The organism is Paenibacillus glucanolyticus NBRC 15330 (genome assembly GCF_004000885.1).
In the GTDB taxonomy this organism is placed as follows: Bacteria; Bacillota; Bacilli; order Paenibacillales; family Paenibacillaceae; genus Paenibacillus_AQ; species Paenibacillus_AQ glucanolyticus.
Window position 1 is genome coordinate 89,332 of record NZ_BIMC01000003.1, and the last position, 23,353, is coordinate 112,684.

The following is a 23,353-nucleotide window of genomic DNA, read 5'->3' on the forward strand; positions in this document are numbered from 1 at the left end:
GTCAGTACAAAATTTACGGAGGAAAGCGACGGTGTTGATCATGGATTGGAATACAAACGGTTTACTGGCATTGGACTGGTTCAAACAAATGCGAATGGACTCCCCGATAGCGGCAGTTGAGGGGGATAGAGCCTGGAATGTGTTCAAATACGAGGATGTCAAAGCCGTGTTTACGAATTACGAAGTATTCTCATCCCAAGGCTCGTCTTCTACCGATGATCCCATTGAATCCAGTGTTCTGCGGCAGGACCCGCCGAAGCACCGTCAGCTGCGCAAGCTGGTGTCTCATGCGTTCACGCCGCGCATGATTGAATCGCTTGCTCCCAAGATTCAGGAGATTACGACTTCCCTGCTGGATGAAGCCGAGAAGAAGGGAACGGTGGATATCGTTGAAGATCTCGCAAGCCCGCTTCCGATTACGGTAATCGCGGAGATGCTTGGGGTATCGATGGAGTATCGGGAACGCTTCAAGGCATGGTCGGACGCTCTGGTGGGCAACAATTCGGATGCCTATTATCAGTGTCAGCAAGAGATGAGTGAGTATTTCTCCGAGATTGCCGAGGACCGCCGCCGGCATCCGCAGGATGACCTGATCACGAAGCTGGTGGAGGCGCGCATCGATAATGAGCATCTGACCGATCTGGAGATTATCGGGTTCTGTATTCTCCTTCTCGTAGCCGGTAATGAAACGACAACCAATCTGATCTCATCAGCGGTACTCGCCTTTGACAGCCTGCCGGAGGTTCGTGCGGAGGTGCTTGCAGACCCATCGCTGCTTCCGGGGGCATTGGAGGAAGTGTTCCGCTACTTCTCGCCTGTTCAGTTAATGTTCCGCAGCGTGAAGCAGGATACGGTGCTTCGGGGGCAGGAGCTGAAGCAGGGCCAATTCGTCTACATCTGGATGGCCTCTGCCAATCATGATGAGGATGTGTTCGAGAAGCCGGACGTCTTCAACATTCACCGGAACCCGAATCCACATCTGGGGCTGGGAAGCGGCATTCATTACTGCATGGGCTCCCAGTTAGCCCGCATGGAGTCCCGAATTGCCCTTCAGACTCTGCTGGACCGTTATCCCGCATACCGCCGCGACCGCTCCGTTGAGCTGGCACGGATGGACAGCACGATGATGTTCGCACTGGAGGAGCTGCCGATCATTTTGAAATAGATAGCAAGCGAAGAGTCGATCTCGGAGGAGAGCGGCTCTTTTTTTAATTGGTGATGTCATTACTCGAATAACGGTTGAACATGTATAGAAGCAATTGAAATGGCGATGCTCATCAGTTAAATGTTATGCGGCTCTCCTGTTGATTAGAAATTGAGGGAGGGTGGTGTAGCAATGCGGAAGGTATGACCTTTAACTGGGGGCGCTACCATGTTAGAATAAACGTCATAACAGCAGAGATTAAGGAGCGAAAGCGCCATGAATATACAGATGATATGCGTAGGCAAGTTGAAGGAGAAGTACCTGGTGCAGGGCATTGCGGAGTACAGCAAGCGCCTTGCCCCTTACGTGCGCCTCTCGGTGCATGAGGTACCCGATGAGAAGGCGCCGGAGAACATGAGCGAAGCGGAGATGCGGCAAGTGCAGGAGAAGGAGGGCGTGGGCATCCTCGGCCACATCAAGCCGGACACCCACGTCATCGCCCTTGCGATCGGCGGCCAGCTGTGGTCCAGCGAGGAGCTGGCAGCCCATATCGACAAGCTGGGCACGTATGGCACCAGCAGCGTAGCTTTTGTCATCGGGGGCTCTAACGGCCTCTCCGAGGACGTATTAAAGCGCGCCCAGACGAAGCTCAGCTTCGGGCGCATGACCCTGCCGCACCAGCTGATGCGGCTGGTGCTGGTGGAGCAGGTGTACCGCGCGGTGAAGATTAATCGGGGGGAACCTTATCATAAATGACGGCTAAAAATTGGGTTCTTTACTGCCGTCTTCGCGGCTTAGCCTGAAGTTGCCGAGGTCGCGAACGTTGTCTCCCGCTTTGAGAACGACGATGTAGCCCTGCGCGCCTAAGCAAAAATCGATTTCAAATTCGTCTTCCAGTTCAACACTTAGTTGGTTGAAGTAATCCTCGACCTGATCGAGGAGTGCCGCCGGAAGCGCCCCAACCCGGTGCAGCATGACAAGGTCCCGCTTAGTTTTGATGATTTTCAATCTATTTACCTCCTGAAAAAGAAAATGACCCCTCGAAAAGGGGGCTTGGTACTAGGTCACGAATATTATATATGTATCAAAAATTGCTTGAACCGGTTTTAAGCTAACTGGCAGATTAGCGAAAAAGGAAATTGCACATCAGTGACGATGTTGTAATCGTTAAAGCTTTGAATCTCATAATTACTCTTTTGTAAGGTGTGGTTAAATGGCCTTGGAAAACACAAAGTTTAAATACTTGGAGACTTTTTAAAATCCCGCCGTGAACGGATTAAGCCGGATCGTATGGTTTGGGCGGCTTTTTGGGACAAGTTGCAAAGCGTTTGGGAGCCGGCAAAGTATTGGGGACCGTTGGAAACCCAGAGAAAGCCAAGCTTGCCGCTTCCTTCGGATATGACGAATTATTTGTCCGGTCCGAATTTGCTGAGAAGACCCTGAAGTCCACCGGACAGAAAGGCGTTCACGTTGTCTTTGATCCGGTGGGGGGAAGCATGCGCAAACAAAGCTTAGAGGTGCTTTGCCTCTCGGCCAGTTGGTTGTTGTCGGAAACGCCAGCGGTGAAGAGGATGTCTCGCATTCCTTTAACCAAATATGGTTTTCCAACAAACAGTCCGCTGGTTTTACATTAGGCGGATACGCCGAAAGCAATCCTGCAGAAACCGGGAAAGCGGCGCGGGAAGCGTTAAGCATGCTGGCAAGAAAAGAAATCCATGCTGAGATTCACGGCGTGTATCCTTTGGAAAAAGCGGCAGAAGCTCTTACACTTTTAGAGCAGAAAAACACTGTCGGCAAACTGGTTTTGAAAGTATAAGCTCGAAGCAAAACGAGAGAGCTTCACTGTGAGCCTCTTTCCTAAAATACAGTTATTGAAGTAACGAAGACGATAGTTGAATAAAGCGAGATCTAAGAAAGGGCCATCCCGCGAAGGATGGCCCTATAACTTGCCGTTATAAACAACGCGGAGAACCGTATCATAAATAGTGGTAAAGTGGAGGGTAGAAATTGAATATTGATGCCCAGACATTAATCAAGATGAGAGAGCCTCACACCCAGAAGCTGAACAAAAGCGATCTGCAGGGGCATTTGGGTTCCATAAATATATAGATTCGTGAGTATGTGCCCTGCCGCATTACCGGCTAGGAAGATTCGGCATAAAAAGTGTATGATACGGTGCAGCAGCAACAGCGCCGATATCTGAGGACGGTGAGAAGGAGGGAAGAGCAGGAAACACTCTATCATTGATGTGGACCTATAATATAGATACATAAGTAACAGGGCACTCTTCGAAGTAGAGTGCCCTGTTTATAGTGTTTTAGCCAAATATACCATATTACACCGGTAAAAATGATTAACCTAGTTGTTGCACACCTTTGTACCATACGGCTTGGATAGACAAGGTATCCGAGATATTGGTTGTCGGATCACCAGCTACCAATACAAGGTCAGCGAGCGCCCCTACGGCAATTTGGCCCCGATCGTTAAGACCAAAGCGACGGGCCGGTTTTGAGGTAGCGGACCGAAGTGCTTCTATCGGAGTAAACCCGGCCATAACCAGCAATTGCATTTCATGATGAACGCTGGCACCATGCGCGAGGCCTCCGAGATTCTTAACGGGAACGGGGGAGACATCCGTACCGACCAGAATATCCACTCCGGCACGGTGAAGATCCATCACGTTTCTAAAGCTATTCTCCATATGGCCTTGCGGGAAAGTATTGAAGCTAGAGTTCAAAATATCGATCCATTCCGGACTTAATTTGGAATAAACACGCGGATCATTCGCCAATTCCGATGCCGGATTCCCAAGAATGGACGAGTTCAATACCAAACATGGTGTCACGAACGCGCCTGAATCGGCTATGGATTTCACCAATTTGGCCGTGTGTTCGGGCCTGTCGATAAACAAGTGACCCAATCCTTCCACCCCAATATCAATGGCGCTCTGTGAGGAATCAGCAGTCAAGACGTGAGCTATGACGATTTTATCGAACTTATGGGCTTCTTCCACGGCTGCTTTTAGAATCTCATCGCTCAAAACAGGCAGGCCAGGAGCAGCCATGACCGTCCCTTCTTCGATCATGATTTTAATATAATCGGCTCCATTCTCCACTTGGGTATGCACATGTTTGATCGCTTCCTCCACAGTCGTTACTTGGGGCACTTCTTCGTGATCGTGAGCGTAAGCGGCTAGCATAGCTTCCCGGTCTTCTTTCGATAACTTCTCCAATTCCTTTAATATGAAATCAGGGATTTCATCCCCATCCGGAAGCAGTTCATCCGGATGACCGCCTGGAGCGGTGATCGCTGTACCGGCAGAACGGACATCGGCGACGTCATTCACATTTTTCAACTGGATCGCCCGCCCTCTTTTCGTAAAATCGCCGTTCATTTCGAGTTCTGTCGTAACGCCGAATTTTAAGGCATCCCTTAGTCCACCAATGGAAGTGTGAACATGCGCATCAATCAAGCCTGGCAATAATGTCGCGTTTTTCGCATCAATGATGGTTGCGTTTGCCGGAAGATCTCCACTTACCGCAATAATGGTTTCCCCTTTGATGACAACATTTCTTGAATCGATAACCTTTTCCCCGTCGAAAATACGTGCATTTGTAATCGCCGTAACTTTTTCTAAAGGAGAGCTTTGGGCTGCATTCTTCATTTTGTTATTCCTCCTTGGAGTTGTACGTGAATCACTTCGGAGTATAACTGTTAGATAACTAACTGTCAACAAACTAATATTTATTTGACATGCAAGCTGGATCTCTGTATAGTTTATTTACTTACAGTTAGCTTTCTAACAATTTGAGGAGGTACGATCATGAAGCCTCGCAAGGATACGCCTTATCTGGATTTGTTTCAGATTATTGGCCTTAAGTTAAAGAAAAAAGCAGACGAGAGCATAAAAGAGTTGGGGTTAAACGCTCAACAAGGAAAAATAATTGGTTATATCTACGAGAACCAAGAAACTGAATTAATTCAGAGGGATCTTGCCGATCGGTTTCATCTGCGCGGGGCTAGCATTACAAGTATGCTTCAAGGTCTTGAGAAAAGAGGATTCATCGAGCGAAAAATCCCAGCCAATAATGAACGGCAAAAAAATATTTATGTTTTACCAAAGGCCGTTGAATTGATTGAAGACTTTAATGACTCCTTCCAAAAGGTGGAGGACGAAATCGTTCAAGTCCTTTCCGAAGAGGAGAAGCAAACCTTAAAGGAATTGTTGATCAAAATAAATGAACGCTTATAATGACTGCGAGGGTGATCTAAGCCTGATGTAAATTAGGCAGCCGATTACTTCGGCGGCTTTGTGTGCATCATTCTGAAGGCTTGATCATGGCCCAGAGATTGAGCAAAAAAGTTGGGAGTTAAGCGCCGAAGTGGAGTTTTCGCCGATAGACCCGTTAAGGCTGAACCGTATCATAAGTGACGGCGAAAAATATACTGTACTGTTCTGCTGATCTTCTATCTTTTTGTAATTTATGTTATGTTAGAATCTGGATTTAAAGCCAAGTAGCAGAGGTGATTACTCTGAGTGAAGAGTCTATGTTAATTTTAAAACTTCCATTTTATTGGAGAATGATCGATTCAGTAGTGAGTACTTTACATCAATACCCTAATGTTTAATTAGGAGGGGTAGACATGAGAAGAAAAAAGTTAGTAATCTCGCTGACAATCATATTTGTTATTGCATATGTTTTATTTGGAGTATGGATTGCTAATGACACAAAAGTGGTTTTAGAAAAGGCTATGAGTGGAGCAGCCGATTATCCCGAATATATGAACCAAACGACATATCAAAAAATTAATCCAATCGAACGTGGAGTTGGAAAAGAAAATTTCACGTATGACAAAGAGTTACATCGTATAGGATTTGTTTTTCCCTTGCATTTCTTTTTTGTATCGAAGGTCTATGTAACACAACAGTATGAAAATGATAGTCTCGGATTAAAGGAACCTGTCAATTTAAAACTAAAACTGAAATCTGGTAGATGGTATGCTACCAACGCACATATTAAACCTTAAAGAACAAAGAACAAGGTCCCATTTAAAGTCGCTAAATTAGCGGCTTTTTTTGTTTTATCGGTACAAGTTGTTGTCCCGAGCCAAGGACAACAACTTGTACCGATTGCCATAAAGGACAAGAACTTGAGGGCTGTCTAAGGTGTACAAGTCCATGCGCTAAACAAAAACTTGCGCCGTTACAGACAGCGCGGTGAACCTTATCACAAGTGACGGCTAAATATTTCTGGGAGAAATTCGGGCCTTCGACGCACGACGTGTGTAGGATGCGTTTGAGGGCGCCTCTGGAAATGCTCGCGCCAAAAGCGGCGGATGATGGGTAAATCCAAATCATAGCTGATCCATGGCTGGGAGCATAACCACGCTTCAAAAGACTCCTTGTCGTCAAATGTTGGTTCAACGTAATCAGGAGGTGCCACCAACGCAAACTCCTCCTGCATGTACGGGATATATTCGATTCCAGGGGCAGTAAGCTTTTGCGACATGATGATGATCTCTACCTTTTCCTCAAGCAGCCAGTCAAGTAGCTTGGGAGCGACACCGAGATAGGCAACGACGCGCATCTGGTAGGTGCCAATATAAGGAGCGATATATTCCCGAAAAAACTCATGTGCAGACCCGATTCGAAGTACGGGCAAAGAAGTGATCGCACTTGTCTTGAGGGTTTGTGTGGTTACTTCCAAAGCCTCGATTAGCCGAACCAACTGTGTATATAGTGCTTTGCCTCTCTCAGTCGGAATCATTTTCCGGGGAGCTCGTGTAAATAAAGGTTCACCCACCTCTGCTTCCAGATAAGCCAAATGCTGGCTCATGGCTGGCTGGGTCATCATCCTTGTTCTGGCGGCTTCCGATACGGAACTATGCTTGTAGATACTAATAAAGCTTCGGTACCATTCAAAGTCCGCCATGTTCGCTTTCCTCTCTTACTTGAGACATTTCTGGTGCTGTGCTCCTCATATCGTAAACAAAATTCCGATGACTGTCACGAGCGAAGCAACCCACGGTACAGCAGGGAGCCCTCCTGCAAAGCCCTAATCAATGACGATACCCCGATATAGGCACCAAGTGCATTGCCCAGATTAAAGGCCGCGATGTTCAATGTCGAGGCAAGTCCTCACGTGTATTATTCGCCTAATTTGCTTAATACTGCATCTGTGACAGCGAGCGTAGACTGAGGATTTTGTCCGGTAATCAGATTGCCGTCGACCTCTACATGTGTACTCCAGTTTGGTGCCGCTACAAAAATGGCACCCAGATCACGGATTTTGCTCTCCAAGAGGAACGGCAGGTAAGAGCCCAAGCCTGTCGCTTCTTCTTCTCTGTCGGTGAAAGCATTCACCCGCTTGCCTGCGACCAGCGGCTGTCCATTGGACAAGGTTGCGCCAACGAGACCGGCAGGACCATGGCAAACAGCGGCGACGATTTTTCCTGCTTCGTAAAATTCACGAAGCAATTGCTGGAGCTTTTGGTTGTCCGGCAGATCGAACATCGTGCCATGACCGCCAGGCAGGAATATCCCCTCGAATCCTTCTGCCATCACATCATCCAGCTTTTTGGTATTTTCCAGATGCTTGGAAGCGTCCAGGATTTCTTGTGGTGTTTGGTCGCCCACGCTGCCCGGGTCAATCGGGCTAGTTCCTCCCTTTGGGCTTGCTACGGTGATTTCATAGCCGTTTTCTTGGAAGGCCATATAAGCCTCCGCGAATTCCGATAGCCAGATTCCTGTCTTTTTGCCTTCCTGCATATCTGTATGATTGGTGACAACCATTAAGATTTTTTTCCCCATTTATATTGCCTCCTATACTTTTGAACTCTGCTTACAGGTGTTATTTTACGGCCGCGTTATCAATAAAACAAATTATGTTTTATGTGCATATATATAAATATATTTATACTTTGTACGTGGTAAGAGCAGTGCCGCCGCGCGGCACACTTAATCGCATTTTTCGCTGATAGACCCGTTAAGCTGAACCGTACCACAAGTAGGGCGGAAATTTCGCAAGAGGGGACCTTTATCCTTCTCAAGGGTCTACCCAAGCATTACTTTTTGGTTTGGATAACTGGGTTTTCCATCGAAAATCGAAAATACGAGATGGTGTAAATGAAATGACTTCGCCAGTCTCCAACGGGATTTCAGAGATGACTGGAAAAGTGTCCAAACTGTCCAGCAAACGATGCAAAGAGCGAACGAATTAAAAAAACTGATTAATGGTCCTTTTATGATCATACCTTTGAAAACTGGGAATAAAATTAAGAAATAGATGGAAAAAATGTGGACTTCGTTTTGTCATGACTGATTTCGTCGATTTTAGACCTTTCTTATGAACTGATTATTATTAATTCACAACGATCGTGCGAAAGGATGTGAAGCATGATTAATATTTGGTTTGGTGAAATTCAAATCGGCAAAGTATCAAGCTCATCGGGCGTTTTTTCAGGAAGTAATGAACAGTGGAAGTTTAGGAATACATCCAAGCAAAACCAAGCGTTTGGATCTATTAACGGAGAAGGGTGCTCGATTACCGATATCCTTGTCGTCCTGAATGATGACGATAAGGTGGATTCATCTTCGAGTTCAAAGCCTACTCAAAAGTGATAAACCCCTTTCGTAAAAAACAGCACCCGCGTACAGATGAGCTGATTCATGATATCCGTGGGCGATTGGAAGAGATGGAGTCTCTGTTAAAACGCATGGAGCAACAACTTAGCCAACCGGAATGCCCTCATCCAGGCATTCAGATCGAGACTGTCCACATTCACCAACCTGTTTTGGAGAATCTGGAATTTAGGCTAGATGCTTTGGATATCGACCAGCTCAGCGGATCACTCAACTTGGGCAACAACTTCGGAACTAAGTGGATCCGAAGTCGTAGCACATCCAAAGCCAAGAGCGGTTCCTCAAGCACTGCTGCCAACTCTGAGCCATCCAAGGAGAAAATTCATCCAACGTCGTCAGGCTATCGTTGGAATAATCGGGGGTGATGACTGTGGCTTCTTTTATGTCACCGCAATTCGTGATCGGGTCGATTCGTATTGGATCCGTGGAAAATGCTTCATGCATCAATATGGGGAATAACCGGCCGGCCGGCTTCGAGAACCATCAGAAATTGACCCAAGGTTTCGGAGCGGTCAGCGGAGATCGGAACCTGGTAGCCGGCATCCGCTCTTTGCTCAACGATTCCGATTTCCTGGATATGCTTCATGTCACGGACGGAGACATTCCCGAATGGCTCAACGGTATCATTTCCAAAAACGAGCACATAAAATAGGGAGGAACTTCATTTGGAGAAGGGTAGTGACTGAAGCGATGGATAAAAAAAAAGCCCCAAATAGCATTTGGCAAGGTTTCCTAAATAATTGGTCTGAGCAGATGCTTTTTGCAAACAAGGAATTGAACGCAAAAGGCATCGAAAATTTCGTTCAAGATACGATGAAAAATTACATGCCCAAAACTATGCTTCAACAGGCAGGCCTTCATCATTTTGCCGACTCACTCGATTACGAGCTGTTCGAAACGCATCAATCCATCTTCATAAGATGGAGTATACCAGCCGATGTTTCGCTGAAGAACATAAGATTTTACGTCAATAGTCGAATTTTAAAAATCGTACATGGCGATTCTTCCGAGGAGATCGCGCTCCCTCACGATGTGGATCCGGACCAGACATCCTCAAAATATGATCAAGGCGTCTTGGAAATCAGTCTTTCCAAGACAGGCGATCCAGAGCCGTTTCGGGAGATCTTTGTTCGCGACGGAGGCAAATGACTAAACGTTAATCCGAAAATGATAGGGCATTTGAAGCAAATTGGCCATTCCTTCAAGCAGAGGCTGTCTGCCCGAAGGAATATCCGTCTTTGCGATGGGAAGCTCGGCGAGTTGAGTCATGCAGCTTGTCGAATGCGGTAGGATATCCACGATCCGGACATTATAGCGGACGGAAGAATAAGGGGATATATCTACGGTCATACAAAATAACCGAGTCATTCATGACACCAAGGAGCCTTAGACGGAATATAAATGTAGAGATAGTCTCCTATTGGGGGTGAGCGGGTTGGCTGTAATCATTACGTTGGCAGCGGGAGCTATCAATGTGAATCAAATGAATAGGGGAAGCGGAATTTCGATAGGGGAGAACTCGCTACCCGGCTGGAGCCAGAATGGGAAAGACAATTACGGCAACGGTCAAAATATTGGGGCTAACGTACAAGTGGGATTCGTGGCTACCGTTGTCGATCCAGATGCAATTGATAACCCTATAGGTGAAATTCAACCTTCCGCTTCGTTACAAAATCAAACGATTTAAGAAAAAGGGAGGCGTGACCCATGGGAGATAAGCCGGTTTTAAAACCTTGCATTCGTTGTGGGCGAATACCGGGCGAGGAAGATGAGTATTGCAGCGACTGCGGAGTTCCGATTCTAAACCGTTGTTCGGACGAACCCGGAATATTTGGCAAAGGATGTACTTTTGTGAATCCTCCAACGGCGGTTTATTGCACAAAATGTGGGGAGCCTACCGTTTATCAATTAAATGGTTTGATCCAGCCGAAGTATCCCAATGGAAACAGACCCAAGTCTTCGGATATCAATTAGTTTCTCATATGGGGCCGCCGATGATATAGCTTATGTTTGCCTTCCTTAATCAAGATTCTCGCTTGGAGGGATTAGTATGGAGGAGCGGATAAAGACGAATACACCGAAAGATTTCTATAGCCAGGTGACTGAGGTACTCGGCGATGACTTTTGGAGTGAAATGAGTGAGCTTCTACCTAATTCGGGTCCTCGGATCGACGTCTTTCATACTTCAACAACGGTGGTTGTTTTAGTAGAGCTTCCCGGTTTGGAATCGGTGGAGCAAATAAGACTTCAATTAATCGGGCAGACGCTGGAATTGGAAGGCGACTTGCCTTGTCATTATCCCGTTACCGGTCCTCGGATCACAATAAGTGAGAGGTTCTTTGGCCCGTTCTGTCGGTCGCTGGCTTTGCCGAAGCCTGTGTCCGCTGAAGCAATTTCCGCGAAGTACACCAAAGGTTTGCTGGTCGTGGTGCTGCAAATTATCCAAGATGAAAATCAAACCCCGATCCAAGTCGATTTTGAACGATCCTGATCCAGCTAATGATGTTAATAATGAAGAACCCTGTTTACGAAGTAATTAGACTGGGATAGTTCACGACATTGTTTAAGAGAGAAACGGAAAAGTTTAGAGCATCAGTGTATTCATTACTTCTGATAAAGGAGGTCTAGTCGTTGAACGTATCGGGACAGAAGGCAAGCGTCATATTTCAAAAAATGATCGTTAACCATCTCGAGGATACTTCGGGGATTTTTATTGGGACCAACCAAGCGATTGGGTGGAGTACGATTAAAAAAACAAACCAAGGATTCGGCGAGTTGAGTCATACGGTTTTGTCGAATGCGGTAGGTGTTCTCCATGATGAGGATATTGTAGACTTCACCATTCAGGATTATCATAATATCATCTTAACGGAAGTTCCCAATAACCAGCAGCAATGCGCCATTCATTTCGGCTCCCTCCAGACGAATTCTTTAATCAACTCTTGTGCGATTGACTTGGGCGACAATAAGCAATTGGGATGGAGAACTGCCCGTAAAGATAACTTTGGAGTTGGCAAACCCATTGGAATCAATTCGCTAAAACGGACCATTGGGGTACTTAACGATAACGATGCCGTGGATGCGACGATAATTACAAACCAGCATGACGAAGATATATCTACGGTCATAAAAAATATTCGAATCACTCAGGACACCGAGGAGACTTAGATGGAATGTAATTATAGGGATAGGCTCTTATCGGAGGTGAGTTGGTTGGCTATCAACATATCGTTGGGGGCGGGAGCTATTAGTGTGAATCAATTGAATAAGGGGTGCACGATTGCAGTAGGAGAAAATTCTCAGCCCGGTTGGAGCCAGAAAGGGAAACACAATTACGCTAACTGTCAAAATATAGGGATCAACGTACAAACGGAATTCTTCGCTATCGTTTTCGATAAAGATGTGATCGATAACCGGATAAGTGGCATCAAATCTTTCGCTTCGTTGCAAAATCAAATGGCTTAAGAAACATCTTTCTATGACACCTTGGGATCGATTTGATGAGGCTGTAGAATGGTATCAACTGAGAAATGGGATGGAGGCGAAAAGGAACGGTCCTGACGCCAGCAAAAAAGCTTTTCTTTTCATACTGATATGGGACAGGCTAACCTAAAATCGTAATTACGGCTTTTTTGGACATGGATACTTTTGGCTTGATGTGGCGATGGCGACTATGGCGATACCGGCTGAGAGTAGAGAGCGGTTGTTGGATGTATATTTGGAAACGGCAAATGGACAGTGAGCGAATTGAGTATTCTTGAGGGTTTTGCTGGAGTCATGTTTGGTTACTTCGCTTTCTAGATTAACGGAAACGACAACGAGAGTGGAATCACTGACAATCAGGCCGCCGATGACTTCGGTGGCCTTCTGTCATGTTAAGAAGGCTTGAATCATAGCCCTTGGAGCGAGTAAGATTGGCAGCTATGTGTCGCGGGGATTTTTCTCCGATAGACCCGTTAAGCTGAACCGTATCATAAGTGACGGCGAAAAATGTTGTGACAAGAGGGATGTAGATGCAGCCTTATCTCTTCTTTGCAATGATGGGGGAGGCTTAGAAAGGAAAATGCCCCCGTACCTTTGGCAAGGATTGACGGGAGCATTCCAATCAATTGTTGAAGTAGTGTGACTGTTGGAGGTCGGGGAGCAGTGCTGGCTGGACGGGCCTCCATCCCAGAAGTTCCTGCGTTGCAGTGCTTGATCTTGGGATATCGAGCCCTGCAAGTGAGTAATACACCAATTGACCTAAAAGGAGCTTGTTAAAATGACAAACACACCTCAATTACGCGGTATGGCAAACATTAGTTTCTGGGCAGAGGATCTCAAAGCGGCAAAAGAATGGTATACGAAGCTTCTGGGAGTGGAGCCGTACTTTCAAGATTGGATTACCGCATCGGTAGTTGATCCCTTTGGAAACATTATCGGTTTCATTCATGGTCCGCATTATAAAGAAATTTGGGATTCTTTTCACCAAACATAACCTGAACTTCTAGCTGGTGTTTGTTACGCAAACTTACATCAGCTTTTCTGTGAATCTTGCTGCGCTTCGCACCGCACCGTCTTGGTCTGCCAGTTGCTTCTCCAGCATGGCTGGTCTTAACCTTGGGACGATTTTCACGGCGGTTCCCGAAGCGATGTGCTAACCCCATACTCGATTGACCTCCTCTATAATCGCTCTGCATCAGGAGCGCGGAATTAACCGTCCGATGGGGTGTACTTCCCAACGTCCAGCTCGAAAGTTGCTTCACTGGACGGGTCCAGCTCTACTTGGATGGTTCCTCGATTGTCGGTCAGCACAAGCATGCGTGAGCCGACGAGAGGAACGCGGTCAGCGCTGGTGCGCATGTGTGCTAATACGACATGAGGGGAACCTTCTGCAATATAAGTTACTTCAACTGTGAACATCGGATAATTGAAGAGCCAGTGGTTATCGAATTTTATGGCGGTCAACGTCCCGGCGAATGACGAGCCCTCCACGCGGAGGCGCTCGATGTCCGCTTGCCGCCGCTGGGCGTGGACGATGGAGCCAGGCAACCGCAGGAGTACGATGACGGCCCAGAGGGCGAAGCCAGCTCCAACGATTGCTCCGAGTTCTGGTGGGATTGTTGGCGACGTAACTATGGCCTCAAGGTCGAAGGGACGCGATGGATTGTTTATAAGCGTCCAGAGCAGAAGGACTCCCGCAACAGCAGAGATTCCACCTGCGATCGATAGCATTGAGTACAGGCCGGCGACCCTGATTTGTCCGAATTGATCGTCCGCTCGCGAGTACAGTCCACCGGTCGCACCGATCGCGGCGAGCAGCAGTACCACGGCGGCACCCACCGTTACAGGATGACCGAGGAACTTGCTGATCTCCGGTGTCGGCGCAAGGCCGAGCAGGGCGCCGAACGGCACGGAGCTTACCAGCGCCCATAGTACAGCAGCAGCGAGCAACCATGACAGCAGCGGAGCCACACGTCCGACAGGGCGTCCCGGTTGGAGCGCAGTCATCCGTCCGTTCTTGTCCGTGGTGGAAAACAGCGGCAGGATCTCAATATGATCTTGCTGCCCGTGCTTTTGCTGACCTTCCACAGTATTCCTCATTGGTATGTCCCTCCCGAGAAAGGTTCTCGTACCTCGAGCTGCGAAGGTAGAATCCCCGCGGCGCAGCCGGGCTGATCAACAATAAAATTCAATTTAATATAGTTGAGAAGCTAAAGGTGAATTTTGTAGGCATCCATAATTTTTCTATATATTACCACATGAATGTTGTCCACTGTAATACCTTCCACATACATTTTTTTACGAGTTAGAAGGTAATCATAGATTCGCAATATGGTGTGAGCAACTAACAGTCTTCGTAGATGTGAGGTTTTGCAAGACTTTGATCGCGAAGGTGTACATATCCCGATGGAAAGTTTAAGCCAGATCATGCCGTGACACGCTCGGAATTTGTAGTCATGCTAATGAATGCGCTGAAGATGCAAGAAGCAGGATCGGAGCTGATATTCACAGATAAGGCTGAGATCGGAGCATGGGCACAGAAAGCAGTCTCACAAGCACTACAACTGGGCATTATTAAGGGCTATGAAGACGGTACCTTCGGTCCGAATCGAAATATAACGCGCGCTGAGATAGCGATGATGATTGCGAAGACACTCAAGTTACCGAACGAAGAGAACGCGATAACTTCTTTCACAGATGACAAGGAAATTCCTGTCTGGGCTAAAGGTGCAGTGGAAGCCCTAAAGGATAATGGCATCATACAAGGAACGGGTACTAACCAATTCAACCCTCGTGCCGAAACTACGAGAGCAGAGGCAGCAACCATATTATTAAACATGCTAGATGACTTAAAATAAAGAATGAAAGGCATCCAAGAGGGTGCCTTTAAATTTAGCTCTATAGATGCTGTGAACCGTATGTGATCCAGTATGACGATGTCAGAGGTGTGTTCCGCATCCATCCTTGGAGGTAAGGGATTATTTTGGTAAAAAAGCGTACCCTCAACTCTTCAACGATACATTGTATAATGTCTGAAAAGGGATCGAAGGAGAGAAGAAGCATTGGGTTTTATCGAAGACTTTAAGCAACATATCCTCCGCAACGTCATGAAGGATATCGAAAAAGAATTTCAAAAAACATGGAGCATCGATTATAAAGGGCATGTGATCGAAATTCATCACGCGCTGAAAGAAGAGCAGCTCATACTGGACGGGCAAATCGTGGACCGCAAGCAGAAGAATCTGATGTTCTATTTGAAGTTGAAGCCGTATTCAACCTTATCCGGCACACTTGATGTAGGCGATGGCGTGAAGCAGAAGGTGAAGGTCAGGTTTGGAGGTCTTATCCGATTCAAATGCGTCGTCAAAGTGGGTCGGGCCGTCGTATGGAAGGAGTCAATCAAATTAGACTTTCTTCCGTGGAATCATAAGGAAATGCTGGTTCCTTTCATTGAGCAGCAAGTTCAGATCCACCACCGCGTGATGGATGATGCTTTACCTGATGACGAATACGTGTATAGCGACCATCATCCGCGGGTGGCTGCCGGTTATGCCGATCGGCACCTAGATGATGTGCCTACGCCGTTCTTCTCAAGAAAATTGCTCAAGAGATTCGCGAAGCAGCTTCATCATCCTACGGTCAAGACGCGAAAGGCCACGTACGAGGACATTATATGTGACCGGTTCGCCAGTTACGGAGGGGAGTTCATCGAACGCTTGGAAAAAGCGAATCTGGATGAAGCGCTTATGCAGCAAGAGGCCGTATGGCTGCTCGAGCATGCCGCCCATCGAGAGGTCGTCAAATTCGCCGTCACGGTTCTAGGTCATACGAATTGTGAACCGTTCAAGGAACGTTTGTGCGCGATTGGTATGCATGAGGAATTCACCGAGTACGTTATTTTTGCCTTGCTTCGTGGTACTCGAGAACCCAACCCGCTGATCTGGAAACTTGCTCAGTCCGTTCAGGGATGGGGCAAAATCGAGGCGGTGGTGCAGCTTGAAGCAACCACACCTGAAATAAAGCGCTGGTTGCTGACCAAGGGCTGCGAAAGCACCGTTCAACATGGTTATTTGGCCTATACTTGCGCGGTGAAAGGAGAACTTGCCTCCGCCTTGATGCAAGAGACGATCTCCAAAGAGCTGTACGACGGGACTAGTCGGATCATCGAGAAGATATTGCAGGAGGGTGATCCGGACCTGGTCGATTATTTGCTTGAACATGCGATCCTTTATCGTTTTGTCAGCCATGCTGCCGTTCATTGCAACAACGAAGGAGACTATCATGCTCTGATGCAATTAGCCCGATATTTAGCTGACGAAGAGGCATGGGAAGAATCTTTGGAAGATGTATGGAAACAGGAAGAGCGCAGATTGATCCAGCAGAAGCTGCAGCCCTTGATTGATGAACCAAGATGGCAATTGAGTCCAACTTGAAAAGTAAATTACTCAAGGTCTTGGGGACGGCCCCCGTAATGTAGCTACCCCGTAGAAGTGAAAATGAAGGCAATTAAAATGAGATTAGCAGGTATCCCGACGAGGGCTCGAAGCTGCGCTTCATCCAGTTCCCGCCTCCGAAAATAAAGAAGAACGCCACTACGGCGTTCTCCTTATCGCTTTAGAGGTATAAAACTTTCCCTATTCATTCAAAAGGGGCAGTGTTGATTAAAACGGGAATTTTCGTTCTTCTATTTGAATAGAAACCCATTTGATTTCTGTGAATTCGTCGATCACCCAAGGGTTACCGAAACGGCCCACACCTGAGCCTTTTACACCACCGAATGGTGTATTTTCAATCGCATTGACGGTTTGGTCATTCACGTGGGTCATACCAAACTCCAAATCAGCTGCCAGCTGCTACCTTTCTCCAAATCCGCTGTAAAGATGGCTGAGCTCAAACCAAATTCTGTGTTGTTGGCAATTTTAATGGCATCTTCATCTGATGCTGCTTTAATGATGGATACAATCGGTGAGAAATATTCAGTTTGTGCTAAACGACTGTCAGGGAACACATTTCCGAATATGGCAGGTGTCACAATATTTCCCTCACGTCTGCTATCCAGCAATACTTCTACACCTGTAGTTTTTGCTTCGGCAATAAATCCTTGTACTCTTATGATTTACTGGTATGCGATGATCTAATTCCGGATATAAATCGAGCATTGCTTCGAGAGTTACAAGATATTTTTCAAAATCGAATGTCCTTTGTAGGTGATCAGGCTTCTGAAATGGCACGACGTATTATTAATCTGCTATATTATCATTCGCCAATTATGGAGCAAATTAGTGAAAATACCTAACCCTTTTAAAATAAAGGTGAAACGTTACGGGCCATCGTACAAGGATGGCTCTTTTTTTGCCGTTACGATCGGAAGCCCTCAACTTGTACAGTTTTTGTACAGAATGGAATGATACAATTCGCGAGGGGGGGAACCCTCGGGTGAGGATTTTTTTTCTGCATAAAAGTATTGCTCCTTAGGGGATGGAGGTCGGCGGTTTGAAGTGGCGAAGTGGACGTAAGGTCTTGTGGATAGGACTTGTCTTATGGTTAGGCGCAGCCTTGGGGATCGGAGGAAGTTTGATCCAAGCCAAGGGGGAAAATGTAACGAAACGGTTTATTACGATGAATATGATCAACCCGAATGGTACGATGGCTACCTATTTACAGGGAGCGGAATCGGTCAATCCTGAATGGGCAGCGGGACGAGAGGCTCTCTCCGAATCCCTTGGGTTCTGGATGCAGGCGGCGCTGGCTAGTCATGACCTTGTTGCATTTGAGAAGAGTTATGACGCATTAACCCGTTATTTTACGGCAGATCGTCAATATATTGTATGGAAACTAAATCCTGAAGGCGGGGCGGAAGTCAGCACAAACGCACTTGGTGACGATTTGCGGATTATAGGGGCTCTGGTGGAAGGTTCCCGGATATGGAAGGGCCACTCCGAATGGACGGCGACTGCCAGCGATCTTGCGGAAACCTTGTTAAGCCGGTCACAAAAGAACGGGTATCTGGTGGATTTCTACGATTTCTCCACGGAGGAACTGCCCGACACCCTGAGTCTTGCTTATGTGGATCTTTCAGCACTGCGCAGGCTCTTGGAAGAAGGCATACTGGATATGAAAACGTACAATCGCTATCATTCCCTGCTGCAGGGGATGCCGGATGACGGCGTGTTTTATCCCAAAGCTTATCATGTGGTAAACGGGGAATATACATATGATGAAAATGTGAATTTAATTGATCAGCTGCTGGTCGCTATGCATGTCGGGGAAACGCAAAGGAGCCAAGAGTCGCTGCTTCAATTCCTCAAGCAGGAATTGAAGCAGACGGGAAAGATCGCGGGACAGTATAGACGCGCCGACCGAAAGGCCGTGGTGAAATACGAGTCTTCCTCGGTTTATGGTCTCGCTATCATGTTTGCTATTCAAATGGAGGACAGGCCCTTTGCCGTCAAGCTGAACAAACGTCTGCAGACCTTAAAAGGGAAAGATACCCGTTATCCTGGGGGGTATGTGTTCGAGAAGAACACGCATGTTTTTGATAACTTGCTTCCTTTATTAGGGGAATATGCTATTGATCGAGGTGGACATGGAAAATAAAAGATGGGTTCAACGCGCAGTCGGGGGATACGCCCTTCTGATCGGTTTAGCAGTGCTGCAGGAGCTATTGGTCTATATCAATGTCTTTAGAGACCAATCCTTTACCTTACTGGAGCTGGGATTCGCCATTGGCTGCCTTGCGGCTCTGATGCTGGGCTTCCTGGCCCCTGCCGGGGTCTCGGTCGTTTGTATTTTTGTATATATCGTGGCTTATTTTGTATGGCTTACGACTTATGCAAAGGTCGATGTGCTGTCCATCTCCTGGCTCTGGCTGCTCCCAGCCAATGTAGCCGTTGCCGCATTCATCAAAACCGGGCTGGTTCGCAATAAGCGGCTAATGGAGCGGCTGGAGGAGCTGCAACGAAAGAATCCGGAAGTGGATTTAGCCACCGCGCTAGGCAATAAGGAAGCTTTTAGGGAAACGCTGATCAAGCAGTCTAATCTCGCTAATCGTTATTCAGATACGTATAACTTCTGCCTGGTCATGTTTAAAATTGAATTTCTGCCGATGGTGCAGGAATCCCTGGGTTCACAAGGCTATGCCCAACTTCTCGCCTCCTTATCGGAAGGGATACGGAAGCATATTCGGTACGAGGATTACAAATTCGCCCTGGACCGGGGAAGATTTATTGTGCTGCTCCCTATGACAGACCAGGAGTATTTAATGACATTGACAGACCGAATTAGGCACGCGCTGGTAGACATTCCGTCTCAGGACGGGAAAGGCGGGGAGCTGAATCTGGTGATCCGTGCAGGGGCCCTGGTCTTTGCTAAGGAGCAATTCAGTCAATACGAAGACGCGGATGCCGTCATTGCCGCACTTGAACGCAACACGGAGACGGATTTGATCGGAGAATATATATGAATTTTTGCGCATTATTCAATAAGCAGCAGGCAGAGAAGGAGATGTAATAGATGTCTTACACTGCGTGGTTTGTTCCGTTATGCAAGATTGTCAGCCTGATGTTTGCCTTTGCGGTTCTGGGGCTGTTCATTGCAACGCTGAGCCTTCGGGTTCGTGTGAATCGAAGATACGACCGGAGGAAGAACAGTGGCTGACGCATTATTAATGTTTTGTATTATCAGCATATGGGGTGCGGTGTTTCAATCGATCCTGATAATGGTGGGAGCGGTCCGGTTTATTTTCAGACAGAGCCGTAAGGAATGGACCATTCCCGATGCGGATCAGATGGCACATTTCCCCAAGGTCACCGTCCTGGTCCCCGCGCACAATGAAGAATTGGTGATCGCGGCAACGGCGGAGCATATACTGCGGCTGAATTATCCGAAGGATAAGGTGCAGCTCATTGTCATTGCCGATAACTGCAGCGATGGTACCGCTGGAAGACTGAAGGCTCTGAACAGCAAGGCAGCGTATCGGGACCGGGATTTCATGGTATTTGAGCGTTCAGGAACGGGCGGTAAATCGGGGGCGCTTAATGATGCGCTGGCGTTTGCCAAACATGAATGGATTTGTATTTTTGACGCTGACGCGGCGCCGGAGCGGAACGCACTGTACTTTTTGATCGAGAAAGCAATGGAAGACCCCAAAACCTATGGAGCGGTCTTCGGGCGGAACAAGGCCAGAAACCGTGGGCAGAATTTTCTCTCCAAATGCATTAATCTGGAGCTGGTTACAGCTCAGCGAATCTATCATACCGGACTGTGGGAGCTGTTCAAGCTGGGAACCATTCCGGGGACGAATTTTATTGTGAAAACAGATTTGATCCTTGAGATCGGCGGCTGGGATACGGAGGCAATTACGGAGGATACGGCCATATCCTTCGAGATTATGACCCGGGGACAGCTCATCGCGCTGGCTCCCCAGGCAGAAGCTTATCAGCAGGAGCCGGAGCAGCTCAGTGTGTACTTGAAGCAGCGGGAACGCTGGGCCAAAGGGAACTTTTCCGTTGTGATGGAGAATATCCATCATTTGTTTGATCGGTCAAGCTGGCGCATTAAGCTTCATGTACTGTACTATGCGGCGAGTTATTTCTGGTTTTTACTGTCCATTATCGTGTCGGATATCATCATCGGTGTCAATCTGGTTTACTGGATGATTGCACTGTTCAAACCGGATGTGGTGTCACCGTTCCAGTTTGCAGATGATGTATATGTTTATCTGATGGTGGCCTGGGGATTGATGTATTACCTTTTTGTACTGCAGATCAATCTGGCGCTGGCAACCGATGTCGGGCAAAGCTCGATACAGAACTTTATTCTTTCCTGCCTATCGTATTTCACGTATGCTCAGCTATTCCTGCTGATCTCCTTGCGGGCCCTCTATTCTTTTGTTGTAGACAAAGTGACGGGGAGAAAAGCCAAGTGGTACAAAACGCAGCGATTTGGATGAGGGGACCGTTGCAGGAGAAGTTCTGATATAATGGGCCGGAGGAGGGGAAGAACATGCACACTATGGAGAGCTTAATGAAGCAATTGGAGCAGCTTGGCATTGACGGCTCCGGGACGCTGCTGATCCATTCTTCAATGAAAAGCATAGGCCCGGTCGAGGGTGGCGCGGACACTGTATTGGATGCGTTTACATCGCACATGCAAGAGGGGCTGCTGGTGCTGCCCACTCATACGTGGTCTTACATCAATGAGGAACATCCGAAATTTTACGTGGATCAATCACCTGTGTGCGTCGGGATCCTGCCCGAACTTTTTCGCAAACGTCCAGGTGTGGTGCGTTCGCTGCACCCCACGCATTCGGTGGCCGCATTAGGCAGGGATTCCATAGCGTTCACAAGTGACGATCACCATTTCGATACGCCGTGCGCCAGGGGTTCCTCCTGGGGGAAACTGCTCGACCGAAGGGCGGCCATTTTGTTGGTGGGGGTCGATTTAAAGCGCAACACCTTTATTCATGGAATCGAAGAGTGGGTGGACATACAGGGCAGGTTAACGGATGGGCATGAGAAGCTGTACACGGTTTTACCCGATGGCACGGAAATTCCGGTACCTTCCCGCAGACATTGCGGGTTGTCGTGGTCGGAGCATTTCTGGAAAGTCGATGAGGTCCTTGAAAGTCAAGGCGCGATGCATAAGGGGCGGTTTGGCGATGCCGTTGTCCGGGTATGCGATGCAGCTGCGGTGACGGATATCCTGACCGAGATGCTCAGGGACAATCGGGATTTATTCTCGGATAATCAGCCCTTGGAGGGTCAGCATGCTGAAGGAAGAGTTCGTTTATAATACATAGGATATATATCCGTTTTCACATTCGAAAGAGGAGATAGCCTGAGTTGTCTGCCGCTATTAAATCGGTTTGGCATAAGGCAAGGATTTCGGGAAATGTAAAAAATCGTCCTTCGAAGATACGACCTATTGGAATGCTATCAATTGACCCTTGAGAAGCATCCAGCGGCTGAAAATAAAGGGAATTTAAGAGCGCTCACCTGTCAGGTAGCGCTCTTATTTAAGGTGAACCCTATCCTAAGGCGTCTGCTTGCAGATCGGTCACCTTAAGTTTGGACTTAAAAGCCTCCATATTGTCTATCAGATACTTACTATTTTCGAATCCGGTCTGGGCAATGATGTTGTTGATATCCTGGACGAACTCGGGCAAGCTGGCGGTTGAGGCATGTTCGAATCTGTTCTCACCCGCGATGTCCCCGAACTGTCGTGCAGCTTCCTCCCGGTATTCCTCCACCCAATCCTTGCGAGTCGATACGTTCTTGGCAAAGTTCAGCAGGATGCTGTTCCAATCTTTTCCGTTCACTATCGCTTCTTGCAGCTTGTCCAGCGTGCTCGGCTCGAATTTCTTCATCATATAGGTTAGATCTATATAATCATCCGGGGCTCCAACCGGCCTCTGCGGCGGTGTTTCGTAATGGACCTCATTTGTCTCAGGATCCACCGTTCTGGTTTGGGAGATGGCTCCGATTTGACGGATCGTATTCATGAATTCCGCTGCTTCGTCATCTTCCATGTAGTTATCCGCCATATACTGGGCTTGAGTGAGTCCTAATTCCAATAACGCCGCTCGTTCTGCCTCTCCGGTCACGTCTGTAATGAAATTGGACTGAATGATGCCGTAAACGGCTTCCTTCACCTCCGGGGGTTGATCGGTGAGAAGACGATTCAGCGAATCATTGATTTGAGTGGTTCCAAAATAGACAGCCGAATGATTCACAATATCCGATGCCGCCAACTGTCTGGCAGCCGGGCTGATCTCCACGCTGTCGGTGTTATGCGGAATTATGGGCATCATGTCTGTGACCAGGGAAGGCTTCTCCGCATTCTGCTTTGAGTTTATGTATAGGTTTAAGTCTTGTTGGGTCGAGCTATGAATCTTCATCATTAACGCACCCCTATCCTATGTATTCCCATTGCTCTTCTTTCTACCTCATAGTATCGGAATAATCTTCCATATTCTTTAGGTTTTAATGGATAGAAAATGGCGATAGCGCTTCATAGAATCCGGGGGAACCGAGCGCAGCATCAGACTGGGCCTATTATAGCTTCATAATATAGACACAAGGATA

General features: G+C 47.4%; 31 protein-coding genes and 1 pseudogene. 23 read left to right on the forward strand and 9 right to left on the reverse strand.

Features of this window, described 5'->3' with window-relative positions:
- Positions 1-40 precede the first annotated feature (40 nt).
- Both PGL02S_RS06500 and rlmH read left to right on the forward strand, forming a co-directional pair.
- Positions 41-1,165, forward strand: a complete 1,125-nt coding sequence (locus PGL02S_RS06500) for a cytochrome P450 (RefSeq protein WP_235187377.1) — start codon at positions 41-43, stop codon at positions 1,163-1,165.
- A 255-nt stretch (positions 1,166-1,420) separates the two neighbouring features.
- Positions 1,421-1,900 carry a 23S rRNA (pseudouridine(1915)-N(3))-methyltransferase RlmH gene (gene rlmH / locus PGL02S_RS06505; protein ID WP_036640455.1) on the forward strand — a complete coding sequence of 160 codons (480 nt, stop codon included), beginning with the start codon at positions 1,421-1,423 and terminating at the stop codon, positions 1,898-1,900.
- A 3-nt stretch (positions 1,901-1,903) separates the two neighbouring features.
- Here the strand turns inward: rlmH and PGL02S_RS06510 are convergent, their stop codons facing one another.
- The gene (locus PGL02S_RS06510) at positions 1,904-2,152 is read right to left on the reverse strand and encodes a hypothetical protein (protein WP_036640454.1); all 249 of its coding nucleotides are present in this window, start codon (positions 2,150-2,152) and stop codon (positions 1,904-1,906) included.
- Positions 2,153-2,490: 338 nt separating this feature from the next.
- On the opposite strand from PGL02S_RS06510, the gene PGL02S_RS28710 reads away from it, so the two are divergent.
- Entirely contained in the window at positions 2,491-2,778 is a 288-nt protein-coding gene (locus PGL02S_RS28710; RefSeq protein WP_235187371.1) for a zinc-binding dehydrogenase, read from the forward strand.
- Positions 2,667-2,960 carry a zinc-binding dehydrogenase gene (locus tag PGL02S_RS28715; protein WP_228030086.1) on the forward strand — a complete coding sequence of 98 codons (294 nt, stop codon included), beginning with the start codon at positions 2,667-2,669 and terminating at the stop codon, positions 2,958-2,960. Before PGL02S_RS28710 ends, PGL02S_RS28715 begins: the two co-directional genes overlap by 112 nt.
- Before the next feature lie 537 nt (positions 2,961-3,497).
- On the opposite strand, the gene PGL02S_RS06520 is transcribed toward PGL02S_RS28715, so the two are convergent.
- Positions 3,498-4,808: an amidohydrolase family protein gene (locus PGL02S_RS06520; protein WP_036640453.1), complete on the reverse strand. Its 1,311-nt coding sequence runs from the start codon at positions 4,806-4,808 to the stop codon at positions 3,498-3,500.
- Between the two features lie 159 nt (positions 4,809-4,967).
- Between PGL02S_RS06520 and PGL02S_RS06525 the strand changes: the two genes are divergently transcribed.
- Positions 4,968-5,396, forward strand: coding sequence for a MarR family winged helix-turn-helix transcriptional regulator (locus tag PGL02S_RS06525; RefSeq protein WP_036640450.1), 429 nt, complete (start codon positions 4,968-4,970; stop codon positions 5,394-5,396).
- 392 nt (positions 5,397-5,788) lie between these two features.
- Positions 5,789-6,172 carry a hypothetical protein gene (locus tag PGL02S_RS06530; RefSeq protein WP_036640448.1) on the forward strand — a complete coding sequence of 128 codons (384 nt, stop codon included), beginning with the start codon at positions 5,789-5,791 and terminating at the stop codon, positions 6,170-6,172.
- 200 nt (positions 6,173-6,372) lie between these two features.
- Here PGL02S_RS06530 and PGL02S_RS06535 read toward each other — a convergent pair whose 3' ends face one another.
- Complete coding sequence (locus PGL02S_RS06535; RefSeq protein WP_036640427.1) at positions 6,373-7,077, reverse strand: LysR family transcriptional regulator; 705 nt, start codon at positions 7,075-7,077, stop codon at positions 6,373-6,375.
- 215 nt (positions 7,078-7,292) lie between these two features.
- Positions 7,293-7,955, reverse strand: coding sequence for a type 1 glutamine amidotransferase domain-containing protein (locus PGL02S_RS06545; protein ID WP_036640425.1), 663 nt, complete (start codon positions 7,953-7,955; stop codon positions 7,293-7,295).
- Positions 7,956-8,540: 585 nt separating this feature from the next.
- Between PGL02S_RS06545 and PGL02S_RS06550 the strand changes: the two genes are divergently transcribed.
- From PGL02S_RS06550 to PGL02S_RS06560, 4 genes are all read left to right on the forward strand, one after another.
- Complete coding sequence (locus PGL02S_RS06550) at positions 8,541-8,765, forward strand: hypothetical protein (protein WP_006207251.1); 225 nt, start codon at positions 8,541-8,543, stop codon at positions 8,763-8,765.
- A 95-nt stretch (positions 8,766-8,860) separates the two neighbouring features.
- Positions 8,861-9,151 (forward strand): hypothetical protein, encoded by a 291-nt coding sequence (locus tag PGL02S_RS28090; RefSeq protein ID WP_006207250.1) that lies wholly within the window; start codon positions 8,861-8,863, stop codon positions 9,149-9,151.
- 17 nt (positions 9,152-9,168) lie between these two features.
- A complete protein-coding gene (locus PGL02S_RS06555; protein ID WP_244892319.1) occupies positions 9,169-9,438 on the forward strand; it encodes a hypothetical protein in 270 nt (89 codons plus the stop codon).
- Positions 9,439-9,476: 38 nt separating this feature from the next.
- Positions 9,477-9,935 carry an Hsp20/alpha crystallin family protein gene (locus PGL02S_RS06560; RefSeq protein ID WP_155984604.1) on the forward strand — a complete coding sequence of 153 codons (459 nt, stop codon included), beginning with the start codon at positions 9,477-9,479 and terminating at the stop codon, positions 9,933-9,935.
- Here PGL02S_RS06560 and PGL02S_RS28095 read toward each other — a convergent pair whose 3' ends face one another.
- Positions 9,936-10,136 (reverse strand): hypothetical protein, encoded by a 201-nt coding sequence (locus PGL02S_RS28095; protein ID WP_006207247.1) that lies wholly within the window; start codon positions 10,134-10,136, stop codon positions 9,936-9,938. It lies immediately after the preceding gene.
- Between the two features lie 76 nt (positions 10,137-10,212).
- Between PGL02S_RS28095 and PGL02S_RS06565 the strand changes: the two genes are divergently transcribed.
- From PGL02S_RS06565 to PGL02S_RS06590, 5 genes are all read left to right on the forward strand, one after another.
- Positions 10,213-10,473 carry a hypothetical protein gene (locus PGL02S_RS06565; protein WP_231887964.1) on the forward strand — a complete coding sequence of 87 codons (261 nt, stop codon included), beginning with the start codon at positions 10,213-10,215 and terminating at the stop codon, positions 10,471-10,473.
- A gap of 363 nt (positions 10,474-10,836) precedes the next feature.
- The gene (locus tag PGL02S_RS06570; protein ID WP_006207245.1) at positions 10,837-11,277 is read left to right on the forward strand and encodes an Hsp20/alpha crystallin family protein; all 441 of its coding nucleotides are present in this window, start codon (positions 10,837-10,839) and stop codon (positions 11,275-11,277) included.
- A gap of 140 nt (positions 11,278-11,417) precedes the next feature.
- Positions 11,418-11,954: a hypothetical protein gene (locus PGL02S_RS06575; protein ID WP_006207244.1), complete on the forward strand. Its 537-nt coding sequence runs from the start codon at positions 11,418-11,420 to the stop codon at positions 11,952-11,954.
- Between the two features lie 36 nt (positions 11,955-11,990).
- Positions 11,991-12,251: a hypothetical protein gene (locus PGL02S_RS06580; RefSeq protein WP_235187374.1), complete on the forward strand. Its 261-nt coding sequence runs from the start codon at positions 11,991-11,993 to the stop codon at positions 12,249-12,251.
- A gap of 796 nt (positions 12,252-13,047) precedes the next feature.
- Positions 13,048-13,263, forward strand: coding sequence for a glyoxalase/bleomycin resistance/dioxygenase family protein (locus PGL02S_RS06590; RefSeq protein WP_036640418.1), 216 nt, complete (start codon positions 13,048-13,050; stop codon positions 13,261-13,263).
- A 215-nt stretch (positions 13,264-13,478) separates the two neighbouring features.
- On the opposite strand, the gene PGL02S_RS06595 is transcribed toward PGL02S_RS06590, so the two are convergent.
- Complete coding sequence (locus tag PGL02S_RS06595) at positions 13,479-14,369, reverse strand: hypothetical protein (RefSeq protein ID WP_036640416.1); 891 nt, start codon at positions 14,367-14,369, stop codon at positions 13,479-13,481.
- 299 nt (positions 14,370-14,668) lie between these two features.
- Between PGL02S_RS06595 and PGL02S_RS29095 the strand changes: the two are divergent.
- The 3 genes and pseudogenes from PGL02S_RS29095 to PGL02S_RS06610 form a co-directional block, all read left to right on the forward strand.
- A pseudogene (locus PGL02S_RS29095) lies at positions 14,669-14,719 on the forward strand (S-layer homology domain-containing protein); the annotation flags it as partial.
- 12 nt (positions 14,720-14,731) lie between these two features.
- Positions 14,732-15,127, forward strand: a complete 396-nt coding sequence (locus PGL02S_RS06605) for an S-layer homology domain-containing protein (protein ID WP_159063492.1) — start codon at positions 14,732-14,734, stop codon at positions 15,125-15,127.
- A 204-nt stretch (positions 15,128-15,331) separates the two neighbouring features.
- The gene (locus tag PGL02S_RS06610) at positions 15,332-16,702 is read left to right on the forward strand and encodes a hypothetical protein (protein ID WP_036640411.1); all 1,371 of its coding nucleotides are present in this window, start codon (positions 15,332-15,334) and stop codon (positions 16,700-16,702) included.
- A gap of 228 nt (positions 16,703-16,930) precedes the next feature.
- On the opposite strand, the gene PGL02S_RS29100 is transcribed toward PGL02S_RS06610, so the two are convergent.
- Positions 16,931-17,086 carry an aldehyde dehydrogenase family protein gene (locus PGL02S_RS29100; protein WP_409372503.1) on the reverse strand — a complete coding sequence of 52 codons (156 nt, stop codon included), beginning with the start codon at positions 17,084-17,086 and terminating at the stop codon, positions 16,931-16,933.
- 5 nt (positions 17,087-17,091) lie between these two features.
- The gene (locus PGL02S_RS29105) at positions 17,092-17,331 is read right to left on the reverse strand and encodes an aldehyde dehydrogenase family protein (RefSeq protein ID WP_036640409.1); all 240 of its coding nucleotides are present in this window, start codon (positions 17,329-17,331) and stop codon (positions 17,092-17,094) included.
- A 431-nt stretch (positions 17,332-17,762) separates the two neighbouring features.
- On the opposite strand from PGL02S_RS29105, the gene PGL02S_RS06620 reads away from it, so the two are divergent.
- From PGL02S_RS06620 to PGL02S_RS06635, 5 genes are read left to right on the forward strand one after another with little or no spacing between them, the layout of a single operon-like run.
- Positions 17,763-18,866: a glycosyl hydrolase gene (locus tag PGL02S_RS06620; RefSeq protein ID WP_051449205.1), complete on the forward strand. Its 1,104-nt coding sequence runs from the start codon at positions 17,763-17,765 to the stop codon at positions 18,864-18,866.
- Positions 18,856-19,731: a GGDEF domain-containing protein gene (locus PGL02S_RS06625; RefSeq protein ID WP_036640622.1), complete on the forward strand. Its 876-nt coding sequence runs from the start codon at positions 18,856-18,858 to the stop codon at positions 19,729-19,731. Before PGL02S_RS06620 ends, PGL02S_RS06625 begins: the two co-directional genes overlap by 11 nt.
- Before the next feature lie 50 nt (positions 19,732-19,781).
- On the forward strand, positions 19,782-19,925 hold the full coding sequence (locus tag PGL02S_RS28100; RefSeq protein ID WP_006207234.1) for a hypothetical protein: 144 nt from the start codon (positions 19,782-19,784) through the stop codon (positions 19,923-19,925).
- Positions 19,918-21,219, forward strand: coding sequence for a glycosyltransferase family 2 protein (locus PGL02S_RS06630; RefSeq protein WP_036640405.1), 1,302 nt, complete (start codon positions 19,918-19,920; stop codon positions 21,217-21,219). The genes PGL02S_RS28100 and PGL02S_RS06630 overlap by 8 nt, the downstream gene beginning before the upstream one ends.
- A 53-nt stretch (positions 21,220-21,272) precedes the next feature.
- The gene (locus PGL02S_RS06635) at positions 21,273-22,061 is read left to right on the forward strand and encodes an AAC(3) family N-acetyltransferase (RefSeq protein ID WP_036640403.1); all 789 of its coding nucleotides are present in this window, start codon (positions 21,273-21,275) and stop codon (positions 22,059-22,061) included.
- Positions 22,062-22,296: 235 nt separating this feature from the next.
- On the opposite strand, the gene PGL02S_RS06640 is transcribed toward PGL02S_RS06635, so the two are convergent.
- A complete protein-coding gene (locus tag PGL02S_RS06640; RefSeq protein ID WP_244892318.1) occupies positions 22,297-23,079 on the reverse strand; it encodes a hypothetical protein in 783 nt (260 codons plus the stop codon).
- Between the last annotated feature and the right edge of the window lie 274 nt (positions 23,080-23,353).

What these genes read in the sequence shown, in the direction of transcription:
- PGL02S_RS28090 (WP_006207250.1), top strand. Translation starts at nt 8,861, where the DNA reads ATGGAGCAACAACTTAGCCAACCGGAATGCCCTCATCCAGGCATTCAG.
- rlmH (WP_036640455.1), top strand. Translation starts at nt 1,421, where the DNA reads ATGAATATACAGATGATATGCGTAGGCAAGTTGAAGGAGAAGTACCTG.
- PGL02S_RS06640 (WP_244892318.1), bottom strand. Translation starts at nt 23,079, where the DNA reads ATGATGCCCATAATTCCGCATAACACCGACAGCGTGGAGATCAGCCCG.
- PGL02S_RS06555 (WP_244892319.1), top strand. Translation starts at nt 9,169, where the DNA reads ATGTCACCGCAATTCGTGATCGGGTCGATTCGTATTGGATCCGTGGAA.
- PGL02S_RS06545 (WP_036640425.1), bottom strand. Translation starts at nt 7,955, where the DNA reads ATGGGGAAAAAAATCTTAATGGTTGTCACCAATCATACAGATATGCAG.
- PGL02S_RS06605 (WP_159063492.1), top strand. Translation starts at nt 14,732, where the DNA reads ATGAATGCGCTGAAGATGCAAGAAGCAGGATCGGAGCTGATATTCACA.
- PGL02S_RS06520 (WP_036640453.1), bottom strand. Translation starts at nt 4,808, where the DNA reads ATGAAGAATGCAGCCCAAAGCTCTCCTTTAGAAAAAGTTACGGCGATT.
- PGL02S_RS06530 (WP_036640448.1), top strand. Translation starts at nt 5,789, where the DNA reads ATGAGAAGAAAAAAGTTAGTAATCTCGCTGACAATCATATTTGTTATT.
- PGL02S_RS06550 (WP_006207251.1), top strand. Translation starts at nt 8,541, where the DNA reads ATGATTAATATTTGGTTTGGTGAAATTCAAATCGGCAAAGTATCAAGC.
- PGL02S_RS06570 (WP_006207245.1), top strand. Translation starts at nt 10,837, where the DNA reads ATGGAGGAGCGGATAAAGACGAATACACCGAAAGATTTCTATAGCCAG.
- PGL02S_RS06625 (WP_036640622.1), top strand. Translation starts at nt 18,856, where the DNA reads ATGGAAAATAAAAGATGGGTTCAACGCGCAGTCGGGGGATACGCCCTT.
- PGL02S_RS28100 (WP_006207234.1), top strand. Translation starts at nt 19,782, where the DNA reads ATGTCTTACACTGCGTGGTTTGTTCCGTTATGCAAGATTGTCAGCCTG.
- PGL02S_RS06535 (WP_036640427.1), bottom strand. Translation starts at nt 7,077, where the DNA reads ATGGCGGACTTTGAATGGTACCGAAGCTTTATTAGTATCTACAAGCAT.
- PGL02S_RS06560 (WP_155984604.1), top strand. Translation starts at nt 9,477, where the DNA reads ATGGATAAAAAAAAAGCCCCAAATAGCATTTGGCAAGGTTTCCTAAAT.
- PGL02S_RS06525 (WP_036640450.1), top strand. Translation starts at nt 4,968, where the DNA reads ATGAAGCCTCGCAAGGATACGCCTTATCTGGATTTGTTTCAGATTATT.
- PGL02S_RS06500 (WP_235187377.1), top strand. Translation starts at nt 41, where the DNA reads ATGGATTGGAATACAAACGGTTTACTGGCATTGGACTGGTTCAAACAA.
- PGL02S_RS06590 (WP_036640418.1), top strand. Translation starts at nt 13,048, where the DNA reads ATGACAAACACACCTCAATTACGCGGTATGGCAAACATTAGTTTCTGG.
- PGL02S_RS06635 (WP_036640403.1), top strand. Translation starts at nt 21,273, where the DNA reads ATGCACACTATGGAGAGCTTAATGAAGCAATTGGAGCAGCTTGGCATT.
- PGL02S_RS06595 (WP_036640416.1), bottom strand. Translation starts at nt 14,369, where the DNA reads ATGAGGAATACTGTGGAAGGTCAGCAAAAGCACGGGCAGCAAGATCAT.
- PGL02S_RS28095 (WP_006207247.1), bottom strand. Translation starts at nt 10,136, where the DNA reads ATGACCGTAGATATATCCCCTTATTCTTCCGTCCGCTATAATGTCCGG.